18 protein-coding genes and 1 tRNA gene are annotated in these 15,445 nt (G+C 63.6%); 4 read left to right on the top strand and 15 right to left on the bottom strand.

Translation table 11 applies throughout. The annotated features are described in order from the left end of the window. Positions 1-4 precede the first annotated feature (4 nt). The 6 genes from flgE to F579_RS0101465 form a co-directional block, all read right to left on the bottom strand. Complete coding sequence (gene flgE / locus F579_RS0101490; RefSeq protein WP_019024594.1) at positions 5-1,252, bottom strand: flagellar hook protein FlgE; 1,248 nt, start codon at positions 1,250-1,252, stop codon at positions 5-7. Positions 1,253-1,277: 25 nt separating this feature from the next. Further along, positions 1,278-1,949 (bottom strand): flagellar hook assembly protein FlgD, encoded by a 672-nt coding sequence (locus tag F579_RS0101485; RefSeq protein ID WP_019024595.1) that lies wholly within the window; start codon positions 1,947-1,949, stop codon positions 1,278-1,280. Between the two features lie 13 nt (positions 1,950-1,962). Next, positions 1,963-2,382 carry a flagellar basal body rod protein FlgC gene (gene flgC / locus F579_RS0101480; protein ID WP_019024596.1) on the bottom strand — a complete coding sequence of 140 codons (420 nt, stop codon included), beginning with the start codon at positions 2,380-2,382 and terminating at the stop codon, positions 1,963-1,965. 36 nt (positions 2,383-2,418) lie between these two features. Further along, positions 2,419-2,829: a flagellar basal body rod protein FlgB gene (flgB, locus tag F579_RS0101475; RefSeq protein ID WP_019024597.1), complete on the bottom strand. Its 411-nt coding sequence runs from the start codon at positions 2,827-2,829 to the stop codon at positions 2,419-2,421. A 170-nt stretch (positions 2,830-2,999) separates the two neighbouring features. Continuing rightward, on the bottom strand, positions 3,000-3,815 hold the full coding sequence (locus F579_RS0101470; protein WP_019024598.1) for a protein-glutamate O-methyltransferase CheR: 816 nt from the start codon (positions 3,813-3,815) through the stop codon (positions 3,000-3,002). 273 nt (positions 3,816-4,088) lie between these two features. Further along, the gene (locus tag F579_RS0101465) at positions 4,089-5,018 is read right to left on the bottom strand and encodes a chemotaxis protein (RefSeq protein WP_019024599.1); all 930 of its coding nucleotides are present in this window, start codon (positions 5,016-5,018) and stop codon (positions 4,089-4,091) included. Positions 5,019-5,261: 243 nt separating this feature from the next. Here F579_RS0101465 and flgA point away from each other — a divergent pair, with 243 nt between their 5' ends. From flgA to F579_RS0101445, 4 genes are all read left to right on the top strand, one after another. Further along, positions 5,262-5,996: a flagellar basal body P-ring formation chaperone FlgA gene (gene flgA, locus F579_RS0101460; RefSeq protein ID WP_038029271.1), complete on the top strand. Its 735-nt coding sequence runs from the start codon at positions 5,262-5,264 to the stop codon at positions 5,994-5,996. A gap of 131 nt (positions 5,997-6,127) precedes the next feature. Next, positions 6,128-6,442, top strand: coding sequence for a flagellar biosynthesis anti-sigma factor FlgM (gene flgM, locus F579_RS0101455; RefSeq protein WP_026301070.1), 315 nt, complete (start codon positions 6,128-6,130; stop codon positions 6,440-6,442). 15 nt (positions 6,443-6,457) lie between these two features. Then, positions 6,458-6,943 (top strand): flagella synthesis protein FlgN, encoded by a 486-nt coding sequence (locus tag F579_RS0101450; RefSeq protein ID WP_019024602.1) that lies wholly within the window; start codon positions 6,458-6,460, stop codon positions 6,941-6,943. A 118-nt stretch (positions 6,944-7,061) separates the two neighbouring features. Next, the gene (locus F579_RS0101445) at positions 7,062-7,778 is read left to right on the top strand and encodes a flagellar brake protein (protein WP_019024603.1); all 717 of its coding nucleotides are present in this window, start codon (positions 7,062-7,064) and stop codon (positions 7,776-7,778) included. Between the two features lie 95 nt (positions 7,779-7,873). On the opposite strand, the gene F579_RS0101440 is transcribed toward F579_RS0101445, so the two are convergent. From F579_RS0101440 to thrS, 9 genes are all read right to left on the bottom strand, one after another. After that, a tRNA-Pro gene (locus tag F579_RS0101440) sits at positions 7,874-7,950 on the bottom strand. 83 nt (positions 7,951-8,033) lie between these two features. After that, positions 8,034-8,390 (bottom strand): MerR family transcriptional regulator, encoded by a 357-nt coding sequence (locus tag F579_RS0101435; RefSeq protein ID WP_012982329.1) that lies wholly within the window; start codon positions 8,388-8,390, stop codon positions 8,034-8,036. Further along, complete coding sequence (locus tag F579_RS0101430; RefSeq protein WP_012982328.1) at positions 8,374-8,673, bottom strand: integration host factor subunit alpha; 300 nt, start codon at positions 8,671-8,673, stop codon at positions 8,374-8,376. Before F579_RS0101430 ends, F579_RS0101435 begins: the two co-directional genes overlap by 17 nt. Positions 8,674-8,677: 4 nt before the next feature. After that, the gene (pheT, locus tag F579_RS0101425) at positions 8,678-11,038 is read right to left on the bottom strand and encodes a phenylalanine--tRNA ligase subunit beta (protein WP_019024604.1); all 2,361 of its coding nucleotides are present in this window, start codon (positions 11,036-11,038) and stop codon (positions 8,678-8,680) included. Next, complete coding sequence (gene pheS, locus F579_RS0101420; protein WP_038029438.1) at positions 11,038-12,066, bottom strand: phenylalanine--tRNA ligase subunit alpha; 1,029 nt, start codon at positions 12,064-12,066, stop codon at positions 11,038-11,040. The genes pheT and pheS overlap by 1 nt, the downstream gene beginning before the upstream one ends. A gap of 141 nt (positions 12,067-12,207) precedes the next feature. Beyond that, positions 12,208-12,567 carry a 50S ribosomal protein L20 gene (rplT, locus tag F579_RS0101415; RefSeq protein WP_017925358.1) on the bottom strand — a complete coding sequence of 120 codons (360 nt, stop codon included), beginning with the start codon at positions 12,565-12,567 and terminating at the stop codon, positions 12,208-12,210. 20 nt (positions 12,568-12,587) lie between these two features. After that, the gene (gene rpmI / locus F579_RS0101410; protein ID WP_017925357.1) at positions 12,588-12,785 is read right to left on the bottom strand and encodes a 50S ribosomal protein L35; all 198 of its coding nucleotides are present in this window, start codon (positions 12,783-12,785) and stop codon (positions 12,588-12,590) included. Positions 12,786-12,887: 102 nt separating this feature from the next. Continuing rightward, positions 12,888-13,406, bottom strand: coding sequence for a translation initiation factor IF-3 (gene infC, locus F579_RS0101405; protein ID WP_081616883.1), 519 nt, complete (start codon positions 13,404-13,406; stop codon positions 12,888-12,890). A gap of 22 nt (positions 13,407-13,428) precedes the next feature. Further along, positions 13,429-15,345, bottom strand: coding sequence for a threonine--tRNA ligase (thrS, locus tag F579_RS0101400; protein WP_019024606.1), 1,917 nt, complete (start codon positions 15,343-15,345; stop codon positions 13,429-13,431). Positions 15,346-15,445 lie beyond the last annotated feature (100 nt).

Here is a 15,445-nt window from a genome sequence, read left to right as displayed (position 1 = left end):
TGACCTAGCGGATGTTGATGATGGTCTGGGTGACCTGATCGGCCGTGGAGATCGTCTGCGCGTTCGCCTGGAAGTTGCGCTGCGCGGTGATCAGATTCACCAGCTCCTGAGCGATATCGACGTTCGAGGCCTCCAGGGCGCCGGCCTGGATCTGGCCCAGATTGCCGGTACCCGGAGAGGCAAACACTGGATCACCGGCCGCAAAGGTCTCGGCCCAGTTGTTGTTGCCCAGCTGCTCCAGGCCCTGTGGGTTGGTGAAGTTGGCCAGAGCGACCTGCCCTAGAACGGAAGATTGGCCATTGGTGAAGCGCGCGAACACCACGCCACTGGAATCAATGTCGACACCGGTCAGACGACCCGACGCGAACCCGTCCTGACCAAGGTCGTTCACCGCAAAGTCACCACCAAACTGAGTGGTTCCTGTGAAATCAATGTCAATATCCAGTGCCGCGGCTCCGTTCTCAAAATCACCAGTCGTAAAATTGAAATCGGAATCGCTGGACAATTGACCATTTGGGTCAAAATCGAGCTCGAAGGGGCCTCCTTCAAAGTAGGTCGTATTTCCGTCGCTATCGACACCGTCATTCACTCGGATATGAGCATCCCACTCGCGTCCGTCTTCGGATTTAACGAAGTAGAGCCGAGCATCCCGAGATGTCCCCAGTGAGTCGTAAACCGTCAGGGAGGTGGAGTAGTTGTAGGTATCCGGGTCATCAAAGTCGAAAGCCTCTTCCGGGGGTACAGCGCCGGACTGAAGGTTCACCAAGGCCTCGATCTCACTGGTAGCCTGTGGCGCAGAGGCCCCAGTCTGGAGACGCAAATCCCCAAGCTGTCCAGTGTTGAAATCGGTATCCGTGCTGCCCGGATTGATCGGCGGATAGCCCTGCAGCTGCTGACCCTGATTGTTCACCAAGTTGCCTTCACGGTTTACCTGAAATTCGCCAGCGCGCGTATAAACACGATTGCCACCATCGTTCATCACGAAAAAGCCCTCACCATCAATCGCGAGATCTAGGCCGTTCTCGGTGAACTCCGTGCGTCCCTGCGAAAACTGCTGGGTCACAGCCATCAGACGCGAGCCACCACCGGTCGCGGTCTGGCTGACGCCACCAAAGCTCTGGGCGAAGACGTCACCGAACTCGGCGCGCGAGCGCTTGAAGCCCGTGGTGCCGGCATTCGAGACGTTGTTGCCGGTGGTCTGCAGATCGGCCTGTGCCGAGTTCAGTCCGCTCAATCCGATATTGAAGGGCATGCTGGTCTACCTCCGTTAGAGTCCGTCAGCTGCTGATGCGCCGGACATCCGAGAAATTGATCTCGCCCAGGCCCCTTACCATCAGGCCCAGGCTGGAATCGTCACCTACCGAAACACTCTCGACGCGTGCGTCGAGAAAGACATCTACTGATTCACTGCCGGATCCACTCCGGGTCGAGGCCCGGAACTCATATACGCCCGGGGCCGCAGGCGTCCCGTCATCGCGCAGCCCGTCCCACGTAAATTCCTGCAGCCCCTCACTGGCCGAGCCGAGGTTCATGCTGCGGATGCGTTCACCCGTGGGGCTGTACACCTCGACCTGCAACTGACCGGTGGACTGATCAAGGTCCACGGCACCACGCACCATGCCCTCCGGCCCCAGCTCGCTGAAATCTGTCGGTACCAGTACGTCTTTCCCGACCAGGGAGGCCGCCTGCAAGGTCTGGCTCTGCCCCATGGACTGCGCCAGTTGCTGGAAGGACTTGGACAGCTCCTCGATTCCGGTCACGGTCGAGAACTGGGCCATTTGTCCAATGAATTCGCCGTTTTCCATCGGTTCGAACGGGTCCTGGTTCTGCAGCTGCGTCACCATCAGCTTCAGGAAGTCGTCCTGACCCAGGCGATCCGTTTCCTTGTCGTCCTGCCTGGGACGTGACAGGCCCAGTCGATCCAGCATGTCCGGTGAAATCTGTGTCATGCGGCGCTCCGGTTTAGCCCTGGCCGATCTGCAACGTGCGCTGCAGCAGCTGGCGCGAGGTTTCCATCACCTCGACATTCGCTTCGTAGTTGCGCGAGGCCGACATCATGTTGGCCATCTCCTCCACCACACTGATCGCGGGACGGAAGATGTAGCCGTCTTCATTGGCCTGCGGGTGATTCGGTTCGTAGTGCGCCTGTGGCGGCGCGCGCGACTCGTCAATACCAGCCACCCGCACGCCGTTGGATGCGCCGTTCGGGTCGGCCTGGTTCATCACGGTCTGAAACAGTACCTGCTTCGCCCGGTAGGCCTCGTCCGGGTTGGTCGCGACGGTGTTGGCGTTGGCCAGATTCGACGCGACCGTATTCAGCCGCACCGACTGCGCGGTCAGCGCGGAGGCCGAGGTGTTGAACAGCTTGAACAGATCACTCACGACATCACTCTCCTGGTCCCAGCGTTGGCGCTCGCATTAGCGCTCGCCCCGCAGCGCGTCACGGATGCCGGAAACCCGGCGGTTCAGGAACTCGAGGCTGCTCTGGTACTGCAGGGAGTTCTCCGCAAAGGCTGCTCGCTCCAGCTGCGGGTCCACCGTGTTGCCATCCAGAGACGGCTGTGATGGCACGCGATAAAGCGTCTCCAGCGACCCGTTCGCGCCGCCCGCTCCACCAGGACCAATATGGCCCTGCTGGGTGCGCGCCATGGGCAGATTGCCGCCCTCGCCGGCCGCCGCCTGCAATGCCGAGCGAAAGTCGATATCGCGCGCCTTGTAGTTGGGCGTGTCGGCATTCGCGATATTCGAGGCCAGCAGTTCCATCCGCTTCGCGCGGACGTTGACCGCCTCCGGGAGAATGCCCATCGCCTTGTCGAGAGAGAGACTCATCCGTCGTACCCCGTCCGCCACTGGCGAACTTCAGGTTCCTCGGGACGAAACCGCTTCGCCCCGCATGACAGGGACAAAGCAATTGGTGTGCCACTATGGGCTGACGGATGTCTGGAGAGGGGTGTCGAGGTCGCGGGGAGCGACCGGATGGCGAAGCGCTACAAGGCGCGTCAGCCCTTCAGGCGAAGGACGGAGCCGTACTCGGTGCGAACGGTTTCGAAGGCCTGGGTGTAAGGGCCTGCGGTCTCGGAAGCGCCAAGAAACAGATAACCACCGGGGTTCATCTGGCGGGCGATTCCGTCAAGAACCTGTCGCTTGGTCTCTGCGGAGAAATAGATCAGCACGTTGCGACAGAACACGATGTCGAACTTGCCCAGGGCCGCGTAGCTGTCGATCAGGTTGAGCTTCTGAAAGCGGCAGCGGCGCTGGATCTCCGGGCGTACGCGATGGCCCTCTGCCACAGTTTCGAAGAAGCGGGCACGCCGCGCCTCGCTCAGGCCGCGCACGATACTCAGCCCGTCGTACACCGCACGCCGGGCATCGTCCAGGATCTTCTCCGAGAGGTCCGTACCCAGAATCGATACCGGCACCACACGCTTGGGCCGCGATTCCTCCCACTCGGACGCCACCATGGAGATGCTGTAGGCCTCCTGACCGCTGGAGCAGCCGGACGACCAGACCTTAATCGCTGCGCCTTTCTCCGCACGCTCCGGGAGCAGTACATGGCGCAGGATCTCGAACGGGAAGCCATCGCGAAACCAGGAGGTTTCGTTCGTGGTCATCGCATCGATCACACGCGTGCGCAGGCGCGGATTGGGTGCCTGGCGCATTGCGTGCAGCAGCTCCGGCACACTCTTGTAGCCGAACTCGTCCAGCAGCCGCGACAGTCGGCTCGACACGAGATACTGACGGCTGTCGCCCAGCACCAGGCCACAGCACTCGGAAAGAAAACGCGAGAACTCCTCGTAGTCACGCGAGTCGATCACGAAGTCATCCTTGAAAGTCGACGGTGCAGGCGGACGGGCACGTTGATGACGAATCCTTGACAGCGTGTCGGAAAACCCGGCCGAGGGGCACGCGATCCCCCATGGCGGACGGGTGCAGTATACGTGCAACCGCGCGGACGCCGACAACATCCCAACGAGTGCTGGATGCGGCGCGCCATGGCCGCCGATGTTCATGCGACCGGCAATCCGTTACCGCTTCCATGCCGCCAGGGTCGAATCGGTCGATCAACGCAAACGGCACAGGCACCGCCATCAGTCCTTTCGGGTCTGATCAAGCACAGCCTCGGCCAACTCGTCGGGGTTGAACTTGGACAGGAAGGCGTCTGCCCCGGCACGCTTGACCATATCCGTATTGAACTCCCCGCTCAATGACGAGTGCAGCAGAACCCGAAGGTCTTTCAGGCGATCGTTCGCACGAATTCGAGCGGTGAGGGTGTAGCCGTCCATGCGCGGCATCTCGATATCCGAGATCACCAGTTCCACCACCTCGTCCACGGTGCCGGCCTCGGCCTGCTCCTCCAGGAAATCCAGCGCCTCGCGACCGTCCTTGAAGACCACGTACTCCCAGCCCAGGCCCTTGATCGCACCCTCGATCTGCTTGCGGGCAACCACGGAGTCATCGACGATCACGATCTTGCGCTGTCCATGCCGTGCACGCTCTTCCTCGGCCTCCGCACGTACCTCGTCGGAGACACTGGACGGCAACGGATTGACGATTGACAGCACTCGTTCGACGTCAATGATCTCGACCAGCTTGTTGTCGATCTCCGTAACCGCCACCAAAAACGACTCGCGTCCAGTCCCCCGAGGCGGTGATTTCACGTCTTCCCAGTTGACGTTGACGATCCGGTCGACCGCGGACACCCAGAAGCCCTGCACCGACCGGTTGAACTCGGTCACCACGACCTTGTGGTCGTCCGTCTCGCCCACAGTGGTACGCAACCCCATCGCGCGCGCAAGATCGATGATGGGGACGGTCCCGCCACGCAGGGTGGCCACACCACGCACGACGCTCAGCGACCCGGGGATCTGCCGCAGCGGCGGCGACGGGATCACCTCGCGCACCTTGAATACGTTAATACCGAAAGTCTGCGAGCTCCCCAGATGAAACAGGAGCAGCTCCATACGGTTCTGCCCCACCAGTTGGGTGCGCTGATTCACATCGTCAATGAATTGACTCATTGTCCTGCTCTCCCCCTCGCCCAGCGGCCAGCCACCTCGACTCGCCGTCCCCAGTGTGCACCCCGCGGACCGACGCTGTCATGCCACAAACCGCCGTCGCATGCCGATTGCACGCGTTCTAGACCCGATAACGGCCGGCCGTAGTCACTCTTGAGGGTACGACCCTGATTGCCTGGCATGTTTTCTGCTTGCACGTCTGTTCAAACCTCTCGAGTCCTGACGAGCCGACGCGCATCCAGACCAATGAACCAGCCAGCACTCAAACCTTCTATTCGCTCCTGGTGGCTTTCGGCCGCCATGGGCGTTGTTCTGGCTCTGGTCTCCATAACGGCACAGGCCGAGATCGAGGCAGTCGAGAACATCCGCCTGGCGGCAGAGCGCTTCATCCAGGAGGAGCTGAACGTCGAACCGGGCGACGAGGCGGTAGAAGTTCAGATTGGCCGCCTGGACAACCGCCTGCGCCTGGCCCGATGCAGCGAGGCGCTGGAGACCCGTTTCCCGCCTGGCGGACGGCGCGATGGCAATACAGCGGTACAGGTCCAGTGCGAGGCCCCCGTCAGCTGGTCGATCTATGTGCCAGTGACGGTCGAGCGCTACGCCGAGGTCCTGGTCGCCAGCCGCAGCCTGCGACGCCAGCACACGATCCTCCCCGGCGATCTGCGCACCAAGCGCATTCAGACCTCGCGCCATGCCGGTAGCTATTTCGAGACCAAAAGCGAACTGGTGGGACTGCAGACCCGGCGCAACATCCGGCCCGGTCAGATCCTGGGCCAGCAGCACGTCACCCAGCGCGAGGTGGTCAGCCGCGGTCAGCGCGTCACCATCCTGGCCGAGAACGGCTCAGTGGTGATCCGCATGCAGGGCGAGGCGCTGGAGAACGGCATACTGGGCGATCGCATCCGCGTGAAGAACACCTCGTCCGGACGCGTCGTGGAAGGCGAGGTACTCGAGTCCGGACATGTACGCGTAGCCCTGTAGAATGGCAGTGTGTCTCGTCACCATCCACAAACTGTGAAGCGAATCGAAAATTCACGGCTCAAGGGGCTACAGTTTCAGCCGGCGCTGCCGCTAACCCCTGCAGTAGAATTGCAAAAACAGGAAACCGAATGATGGATATCAAAGGCCCGAACTCCCCCGGCCTGCGCCCGGACGGCAACAGCTCGAGCGTAAAGGGCCGCGACGAGACCTCCCGGCCCGACGCAGGCGCCCAGGGCAATGCATCCGCGCCCGCACGCCAGGATGACTCCGTCACTCTGACCGGTGCGGCGCAGGCAATGAACGCCGCCTCCGGGGCCGCTGGCAACACCCCGTTCGACGAGGCGCGTGTCGCCGAATTGCGCGAGGCCATCTCCAACGGCCAGTACCCGGTAGACAACGAGCAGCTCGCCGATCGCATGATCGAGCTGGAAAGCCTGTTGCGCTAACAGAGAACCCCGACGATGTCGCCCGAACAACGCCACGCCTTCCTCCGCTCGCTGGAGGCCTCGATTCGGCTGAGCCACCAGATGGAAGACATCCTGTTGCAGGAGACCCGCGCCGTAGAATCGCGGGCAGCCGAGACCCTGAGCGACGTCGTGGCCCAGAAACAGACACTCCTGCACGAGCTCGAGACCGAGAGCCGGCGACAGCGCGAGACGATCGAGGCTGCCGGCGAAACCTATACGCCCGAGGGCCTCGCACGGCTGTTCAGCCGGCTCGAGAGCGGCGCCGAGTTGGAGGACCACTGGCAGGCGCTGCGCCGCTCGGTGGAGCGCTGCAATACCCTCAACCAGGGGAATGCCCGACTGATCGATCGCGACCGTCGTCGCGTGGAGATGTCCATCCAGATCCTCCGCGGCGAGGAACCCGGCCCGGCTCCTACCTACGACCCCTACGGCCGCACCCAGTCCAGCAGCCGTACCGGTCGGCGCATCACCCGCGCATGACCCGCGCGCGCCCTGCGCGACACCTCTGCGCCCTTCTCCGCTCCGCGTCCGGGGCTGGTATTCCGGACGGCCCGGCAGTACCGTGCGGCTTGGCCCAATAACTAAAACAACGCCACGCATGGAAGAGACCGACTACACCGTCGACAAGCCGGAGCGGATTGCCGGCATCCTCAAGGATCTGGATCACAAGCTCACCCTCGTCAACGTCCGCCTCGACGACGATGGCCCGCTGTACAACTCCGCGCTGGTTCGCCTTGATTCAGGTGCACGCGAGCTCTTCCTCGACGAACTCACGCCCATCGAAGCGAATCGCCACGCCCAGGAAGGCACCGGTATGCGGGTGTTCGCCAGCCTGCGCGGGGTGGCCGTACGCTTCTCCACCGCCGTCTCGCGCATCGAACGCGAGGACGCGGGGGCCCTCTATGTCTGCCCCTACCCCGACACTCTGGAGTATCTGCAGCGACGCGAGACCTTTCGCGTGCATATCCCGATCAGCGAGCGCCCACGCATCGAGTTGCAGTACCGCGAATGGAAAGAACCCGGTATCGGGGACCTGGCCGACCTGTCCGCTCAGGGGATGTGCGTGGAGGTACCGCAAGACTGGGTCGAAGCGCTCGAGATCGGGACCGCGATGCGGTTCGAGAACCTGCTGCTGCCCGACGTTGGCGAACGCCTGGGCGGCGACCTGCGCCTGGCCAACCGCCGTCGCAGCCCGCGCGACGGATACGTGTATGCCGGCTTCCAGGTCACCGGCATGAACCAGTGGCTTGAACGGCAGTTCAATATCGCCCTGCTGCACTATCAGCGCGAGGCCCGGCGGCGTTCGATGGAGTAACAGACGAGGCCCGCCTCCCCCTCACTCCAGACACAAAAAAGGCCGCTCAATGCGGCCTTTTTTCACCTGAAGAATATTCTTCAAGCCGTTGAATTTGGTCGGGACGGCAGGATTTGAACCTGCGACCCTCTGCACCCCATGCAGATGCGCTACCAGACTGCGCTACGCCCCGAAGCCGCGAATCATATCCCATTCCCCGCGCCCACGAAAGGACCCGAGCGGCCAGGGAAACGCTGATCAGTGTTTCCCTGAACCTCAGGCGCGCAATACGCGCAACACCGATTCCAGCTCCGAGATCGTGTCCTGGATGATCTGGCGTGCCTGCTGGCGATCACCCTTGGCCTCGTCGCCGGAGAGCTTCTGCCGCGCGCCATTAATGGTGTACCCCTCTTCGTACAGCAGGGCCCGGATCTGGCGGATCAGGATCACGTCCTGGCGCTGATAGTAGCGCCGATTGCCCCGCCGCTTGACCGGCTCGAGCATCGGGAACTCCTGCTCCCAGTAGCGCAGCACGTGAGGTTTCACCTGGCACAGCTCGGCAACCTCGCCAATGGTGAAGTAGCGCTTGCCCGGGATCGCGGGCAGTTCCTGGTGGTTACTCGCTTCCAGCATAGCTTTCGACCCGCTCGCGCAGCTTTTGACCCGGTCGGAAGGTGACGACACGGCGCGCCGAGACCGGGATTTCCTCGCCGGTCTTTGGATTGCGACCGGGCCGCTGGTTCTTGTCGCGGAGGATGAAGTTGCCGAAGCCGGAGAGTTTCACACCCTCGCCATCCTCCAGCGACTGGCGCATCTCCTCGAAGAACATCTCGACGAATTCCTTGGCCTCGCGCTTGTTAAGACCCAGTTCTTCGTTCAGCGTGGCGGCAAGATCCGCCTTCGTCACTGCTGCCATGGAATCACTGCCTCAGGGTTGCCTGGAAGCGAGCGTGCAGATGCTCGACGACCTTGTCGGTGACGTTTGCCACGTCCTGTTCGCCTAGGGTGCGATCAAAAGCCCGCAAAATCAAGCCCAAAGCGAGGCTCTTTTCGTCCGGATTCAAGCCCTTGCCCTGGTAGACATCAAACAGCCGGACATCCTGCACCAGCTCCAGCCCCAGTTCTTCGATCGCGCTCAGCACATCACCGGCCGGAACGGTCTCCTTCACCACCAGGGCCAGATCACGCCGGATCGACGGATATGGCGACAGCGGTGCGAACTGCGCGACCGGTGCATGCAGGATCACCCGGGCATCGAGATCGAACAGATACACCGGCTCCACATCGAACCGCTTGCAAAGCGCCGGGTGCAGGCGACCGACCCAGCCGATGGGACGATCACCCGCCAGAATCCGCGCGGACTGCCCGTCGTGGAGCGCAGGATGTTTCTCCGATCGAAAGCCCAGCGGCGCTTCCACGGAGGCGCAAAGCGCCTCGACGACACCCTTGGCATCAAAGAAATCGATGCGGCGCGACGCGGTCTCCCAGTGCTCCGGCTGCGCCCGTCCGCCCAGCAGACCTGCGAGACGCGACTCCTGGCGCAGGCCGGAGGCATCCGGCACAAAACGCAGGCCATGCTCGAAAAGCCGCAGATCCGGCTGCTGGCGCGCCTGGTTATAGGCCGCCGTTGCGACCAGACCGGGCCACAGGCCGGGGCGCATCACCGCCAGGTCGCTGGAGATCGGGTTGGCCAGTGCCAGCGGCTCCACCGTGGGATAGAAGGCCCGCGAGGCCTCGGCATCGATAAAGCTGAAGCTGATGACCTCGTGAAACCCCTGGCTCGCCAGCTGATCGCGCAGACCACGCAAGGCCGGCGGCCTCTCGGCCGGCGCCACCGGGGACGGCAGACGCTGCGGCAGCCGGTCGTAGCCATGCACCCGGGCCAGTTCCTCGATCAGGTCTTCCTCGCGTTCCATGTCGAAGCGGGCACGCGGGGCCCGGACCTGCCAGCCCTCGGCCGTCGACGCAACCTGGCAACCCAGGGCACCCAGGATACGCTCGACCTCGTCATCCGCGAACGTCGTCCCCAGCAGCCGCTCGATACGAGGCCGGCGCAGCTGGATCGGTTGTTCGAAATGAGACGACGGCAGCTCGCCGACGCGCTCCACCGGCCCGCATTGCCCGCCACAGATCTCCAGCAACAGACGCGTGGTGCGCTCCATGGCCTGCTCGACCAGCGTCGGATCCACGCCACGTTCAAAGCGATGCGAGGCATCGGTATGCAGCCCATGGGCCCGCGCGCGCCCGGCCAGTGCCAGCGGGGCAAAGTGGGCACACTCGAGCACCACCCGCGTCGTGTCATCGTCCACGGCGCTGTCGGCGCCGCCCATGATCCCGGCCAGCGCCACCGGAGCGGTGGCCGAGGCGACCACCAGGTCCTGCTCGGCGAGCTCGACTTTCTGGTCCCCGCCCAGCAGGGTCAGCGCCTCGCCGGAGCGCGCCCAGCGCACCTCGATGGCGCCCCCCAGACGGCCCGCGTCGAACGCATGCAGGGGCTGCCCGAGTTCCAGCATCACGTAGTTGGTCACATCCACGATCGCGCTGAGCGGCCGCACCCCGGCCCGCCGCAGGCGTTCGGTCATCCACAGCGGTGTGGGCGCACGCGCATCCAGGCCGTCGACCACGCGCGCCGCATACAGCGGGCAGGCCTCGGCATCCTCGACCTGGATCGCAACACCTGCGTCCAGCTCTGCCCCGGTCGGCTCGGCCACATTCTCGTTCAGCGGCCGATCGAGCAGCGCCGAGCATTCACGGGCAATCCCCCGCATCCCGAGACAGTCGGCCCGGTTCGGCGTCAGATCCACCTCCAGGATGTAATCATCCAGGCCCAGTGCCGCGCGCAGATCCGCGCCGATCTTGAGGTCCGCGGGCAGTGCGAGCAGACCCTCGGCATCCTCCGCAAGGCCCAGTTCGCGTGCCGAACACAGCATGCCCGCGGAGGCGACGCCGCGCAGCTTGGATTTCTTGATCTTGAAGTTGTCGGGCAGCACCGCGCCAACCACCGCGACCGGCGCCACCATGCCCTCGTGCACATTGGGCGCGCCACAGACGATGGTCAGCGGGTCGGCCTCGCCCGCCTCGACCTGACAGACGCGCAGGCGATCAGCATCCGGGTGCGGCTCCACCTTCGCCACCCGCCCCACGCGTACACCACTGAACGCGGGCGCTGCCGCCTCGATCGCGTCCAGCTCCAGCCCCGCCATGGTCAGCCGGTGGCCCAGCTCCTCGGGGGTCTCGTCGATCTGCAGCCAGTCCCGCAGCCACTGAATACTGATACGCATTAGCCGGTCCGTCCGAATTGGCGAATGAATCGGATGTCGTTGTCGAAGAACAGGCGCAGGTCATTCACGCCGTGGCGCAGCATCGCCATCCGCTCGACCCCGAGGCCGAAGGCAAAGCCGGTGTACTGCTCCGGGTCGATGCCCACGTGGCCCAGCACGTTCGGATGCACCATGCCGCAGCCCATTACCTCCAGCCAGCCGGTATGGCTGCACACCCGGCAGCCATCACCGCCGCAGTGCACGCACTGGATATCGACCTCGGCCGAGGGCTCGGTGAACGGGAAGTACGACGGACGAAAGCGCGTGGCCAGGTCGTCGCGGTCAAAGAAGCTCTGCAGGAACGCGCTCAGCACGCCACGCAGATCCGCGAAGGTGATGTCCTCGTCCACACAGAGCCCCTCGACCTGGTGAAACATCGGGCTGTGCGTCAGATCGGAGTCGCAGCGGTAGACCCGCCCCGGCGCGATCACGCGCAGCGGCGGCTTCTGCTGTTCCATGGTGCGGATCTGCACCGGCGAGGTATGGGTACGCAGGACACGGTGGGCGTCAAAATAGAACGTGTCGTGCATCGCCCGCGCGGGGTGATGTTCGGGGATATTCAGCGCCTCGAAGTTGTGGAAGTCGTCCTCGACCTCGGGCCCTTCGGCCACGCGGAACCCGAGCCCGGCGAAAAACGCCTCAATGCGTTCGAGCGTATGGGTAATCGGATGCAGAGAGCCCTCGGGCAGACGACGTCCCGGCAGGGTCACGTCCACCTGCTCGCTGGCCAGCTGCTCGGCCAGGGCGCTGTCGGCCAGGGCCTGCTTGCGGGCCTCGATCAGGCCGCCGATCTCGGTCTTGGCCTCGTTGACCTTCTGGCCTGCGGCCGGGCGTTCCTCCGCCGGCAGCTTGCCGAGCTCCTTCAGCTGGGCGGTAATCGAGCCCTTCTTGCCCAGGTACTGCACCCGGACATCATCCAGCGCCTTCAGGTCAGTGGCCGCCTCGATGCGGTCGCGGGCCTCGGCGACGAGCTGTTGCAGTTGCTCCACGTGCATTCCCCGAAAATGGTGGGCGACGGATGCCCGCCGTCCCGGTGTTCCCTGTTCCCGAAACAAAAAAGGGAGGGCGTCGACCCTCCCCTTTCCGGGACCCGCCAGGCAGTGCCCGGCGGGTAATCCTGCAGGACCTCGTCAGGCCGGCAGTGCGGCCTTGGCCTTTTCGGCAATCTTGCCGAAGGCGGTCAGGTCGTGCACGGCCAGATCGGCCAGGCTCTTGCGGTCGATCTCGATCTCGGCCTTCTTCAGACCCGCCATCAGGCGGCTGTAGGACAGATCGAACTGACGGGCCGCCGCATTGATGCGGACGATCCACAGCGACCGGAACTGGCGTTTTTTCTGGCGACGGTCACGGTAGGCATACTGGCCGGCCTTGATGACGGCCTGGTTGGCAACGCGGAAGACGTTCTTCCGGGCGCCGTAGTAGCCCTTGGCCTGCTTGAGGACCTTCTTGTGACGGGCGTGAGCGGTTACACCGCGCTTGACTCGTGGCATGTCTTTCTTCCTCGGTCAGATCAACGGTACGGCAGCATTTTGCGCACGGCGGCGACATCCGCCTCGTGCACCATGGCCGGACTGCGCAGTTGACGCTTACGCTTGGTGGATTTCTTGGTCAGGATGTGGCTGCGGTGCGACTGGAACCGCTTGTACTTCCCAGACCCGGTACGGGCGAAGCGCTTGGCCGCACCCCGATTGGTCTTGATCTTTGGCATTACTTTCTCCGGCATTTGGGGCCGTACCCGATTCGGGCCGGCCGTTTATGGGAGGACCGGCAGGTATGCGGAGACCTGCGCAATCCTTGTTGTCTGACCGGCCTACTTCTTCTTGCCGGTCAGCACCATGATCATCTGGCGCCCTTCCATCTTCGGCCGCTGCTCGACGACCGCGATATCGGACATGTCCTGCTCGATCTTGTCCAGCAGCTCGCCACCCAGCTCCTGGTGGCGCATTTCGCGGCCGCGGAAGCGGATGGTCACCTTGCCCTTGTCGCCGCCCTCGATGAAGCGGCGCAGGTTGCGAAGCTTGACCTTGTAGTCGCCCTCGTCTGTACCCGGACGGAACTTCACTTCCTTGATCTGGATCTGTTTCTGCTTCTTCTTGGCTTCCTGCGCCTTCTTCGCCTGCTCGAACTTGAACTTGCCGTAGTCCATGATCCGGGCCACGGGTGGCTCGGCATTCGGTGAGATCTCGACCAGGTCCAGGCCGCTTTCCTGGGCCATTTCCAGGGCCTCTGCAGTACTGCAGACGCCGCGATTCTCGCCCTCGGCGTCGATCAGTCGGATTTGCGGGCACGTGATCTGATCGTTCAGGCGGACCGTTTTCGCTGCGCTAATAGCCTTCTCTCCAGTTCAAGGTTCAGTGTTGGCGACTGGCGACCTCCTCCCGGAGGCGCTCGCCGAAGGCCTCGACGCTCATCACGCCAAGGTCTTCTCCGCTTCGTGTACGCACCGCGACCTGCCCGTTTTCCATTTCCTTGTCACCAAGGACCAGCAGGTACGGCACGCGCTTGAGCGTGTGCTCGCGAATCTTAAAGCCGATCTTCTCGTTTCTCAAGTCGGACTCGACCCGGAATCCCTTGTCCCGCAGCGTCTTGGTGACCTCGCGCGCGTAGTCGTCCTGGCGTTCGGTGATCGTCAGTACCTCGGCCTGCACCGGGGCCAGCCAGGTCGGAAAATGACCGGCGTAGTGCTCGATCAGCACGCCGAAGAAGCGCTCTACCGAACCCAGCAGCGCGCGGTGGATCATGATCGGACGGCGGCGATCGTTATCCTCGGCCACGTATTCCATGTCGAAGCGCTCGGGCAGGTTGAAGTCCAGCTGTACCGTGGAGCACTGCCATTCGCGGCCGATCGCGTCGTGGATCTTGATGTCGATCTTCGGGCCGTAGAAGGCGCCGCCGCCCTCGTCAACCGAATACTCCAGCCCCTTCTTCTCGATCGCCGAACGCAGCGAGGCGGTCGCGTGCTCCCAGATCGCGTCGGAGCCGACCGCGTCCTCGGGCTTGGTCGAGAGGTTCACGTCGAATTTCTCGAAGCCGAAGGTCTGCAGGACCTCCAGCGTCAGATCGATCACCGCCATCACCTCGGCCTCGATCTGGTCCTCGCGGCAGAAGATGTGGGCGTCGTCCTGGGTGAAGCCGCGCACACGCATCAGCCCGTGCAGCGCACCAGACATCTCGCGGCGGTAGACCGTGCCCATCTCCGCCCAGCGCAGCGGCAGGTCGCGATAGGAATGCAGCCGGTCCTTGTACATCAGCACATGGAACGGGCAGTTCATCGGCTTTAGCTGGAAGGCCTGGTGCTCGTCTTCCATCGGCTCGTACATGGACTCGGCGTAGAAGTCCGCGTGGCCGGAGGTCTTCCACAGCTCGAGGTTCGCGATGTGCGGCGAGACCACGAAGTCGTAACCCGCCTTCTCGTGCATGTCGTACCAGTACTTCTCGATCTCGCGGCGAATGCGCGCGCCCTTCGGGTGCCAGAACACCAGGCCGCCACCGGCCTCGTCCTGGATCGAGAACAGGTCCAACTCCTGGCCGATCTTGCGATGGTCGCGGCGTTCGGCCTCCTTCAGGCGTTCCAGGTATTCCTTCAGCTGGTCCTTGTTCGCCCAAGCGGTGCCGTAGATGCGCTGCAGCATCTCGTTGTCGGAGTCGCCGCGCCAGTAGGCACCGGCCACCTTGGTCAGCTTGAAGGCCTTCAGCTTGCCGGTGGACGGGATATGCGGGCCGCGGCAGAGATCGACAAAGTCGCCCTGCTTGTACAGCGAGATGTTTTCGCCCTGCGGGATGCTGGCAATGATCTCGGCCTTGTACTCCTCGCCCATATCGCGGAAGTACTTCACCGCCTCGTCGCGATCCATCAGCGAGCGCTCCACCGGCAGGTCCTGCTTGGCCAGCTCCTTCATGCGCTTCTCGATCTTCTCCAGATCCTCCGGCGTAAAGCCGCGGTCATAGGCAAAGTCGTAGTAGAAGCCGTTCTCGATGGTCGGGCCGATGGTGACCTGGGCCTCGGGAAAGAGCTGCTTGACCGCTTGCGCCATCAGGTGCGCGGTCGAATGCCGGATGATCTCCACCCCCTCCGGGTCGCGGTCGGTCACGATCGCGAGTTCGGCGTCATCGTCGATCTCGTGGCGGGCATCGACCAGCTGGCCATTCACCTTGCCGGCCAGGGTCGCCTTGGCGAGGCCCGGACCGATGTCCTTGGCCACATCCAGCACGGTGACTGGATGATCGAACTCGCGGCGGCTGCCGTCGGGGAGGGTTACTGCGGGCATTGCGAGGCTCCTTCGCCGACCCATACGCGGGGTCGAACGTCGCGTGTCATAAATTGGGGATTGCCGGAAACGACAACGGCGCGAAGCGTATCACACACCC

Source organism: Thioalkalivibrio sp. ALJ21 (genome assembly GCF_000378605.1).
Taxonomy (GTDB): domain Bacteria; phylum Pseudomonadota; class Gammaproteobacteria; order Ectothiorhodospirales; family Ectothiorhodospiraceae; genus Thioalkalivibrio.
The sequence above is the reverse complement of the archived record's forward strand: the minus strand, read 5'-3'. Positions and strand labels throughout refer to the sequence as shown.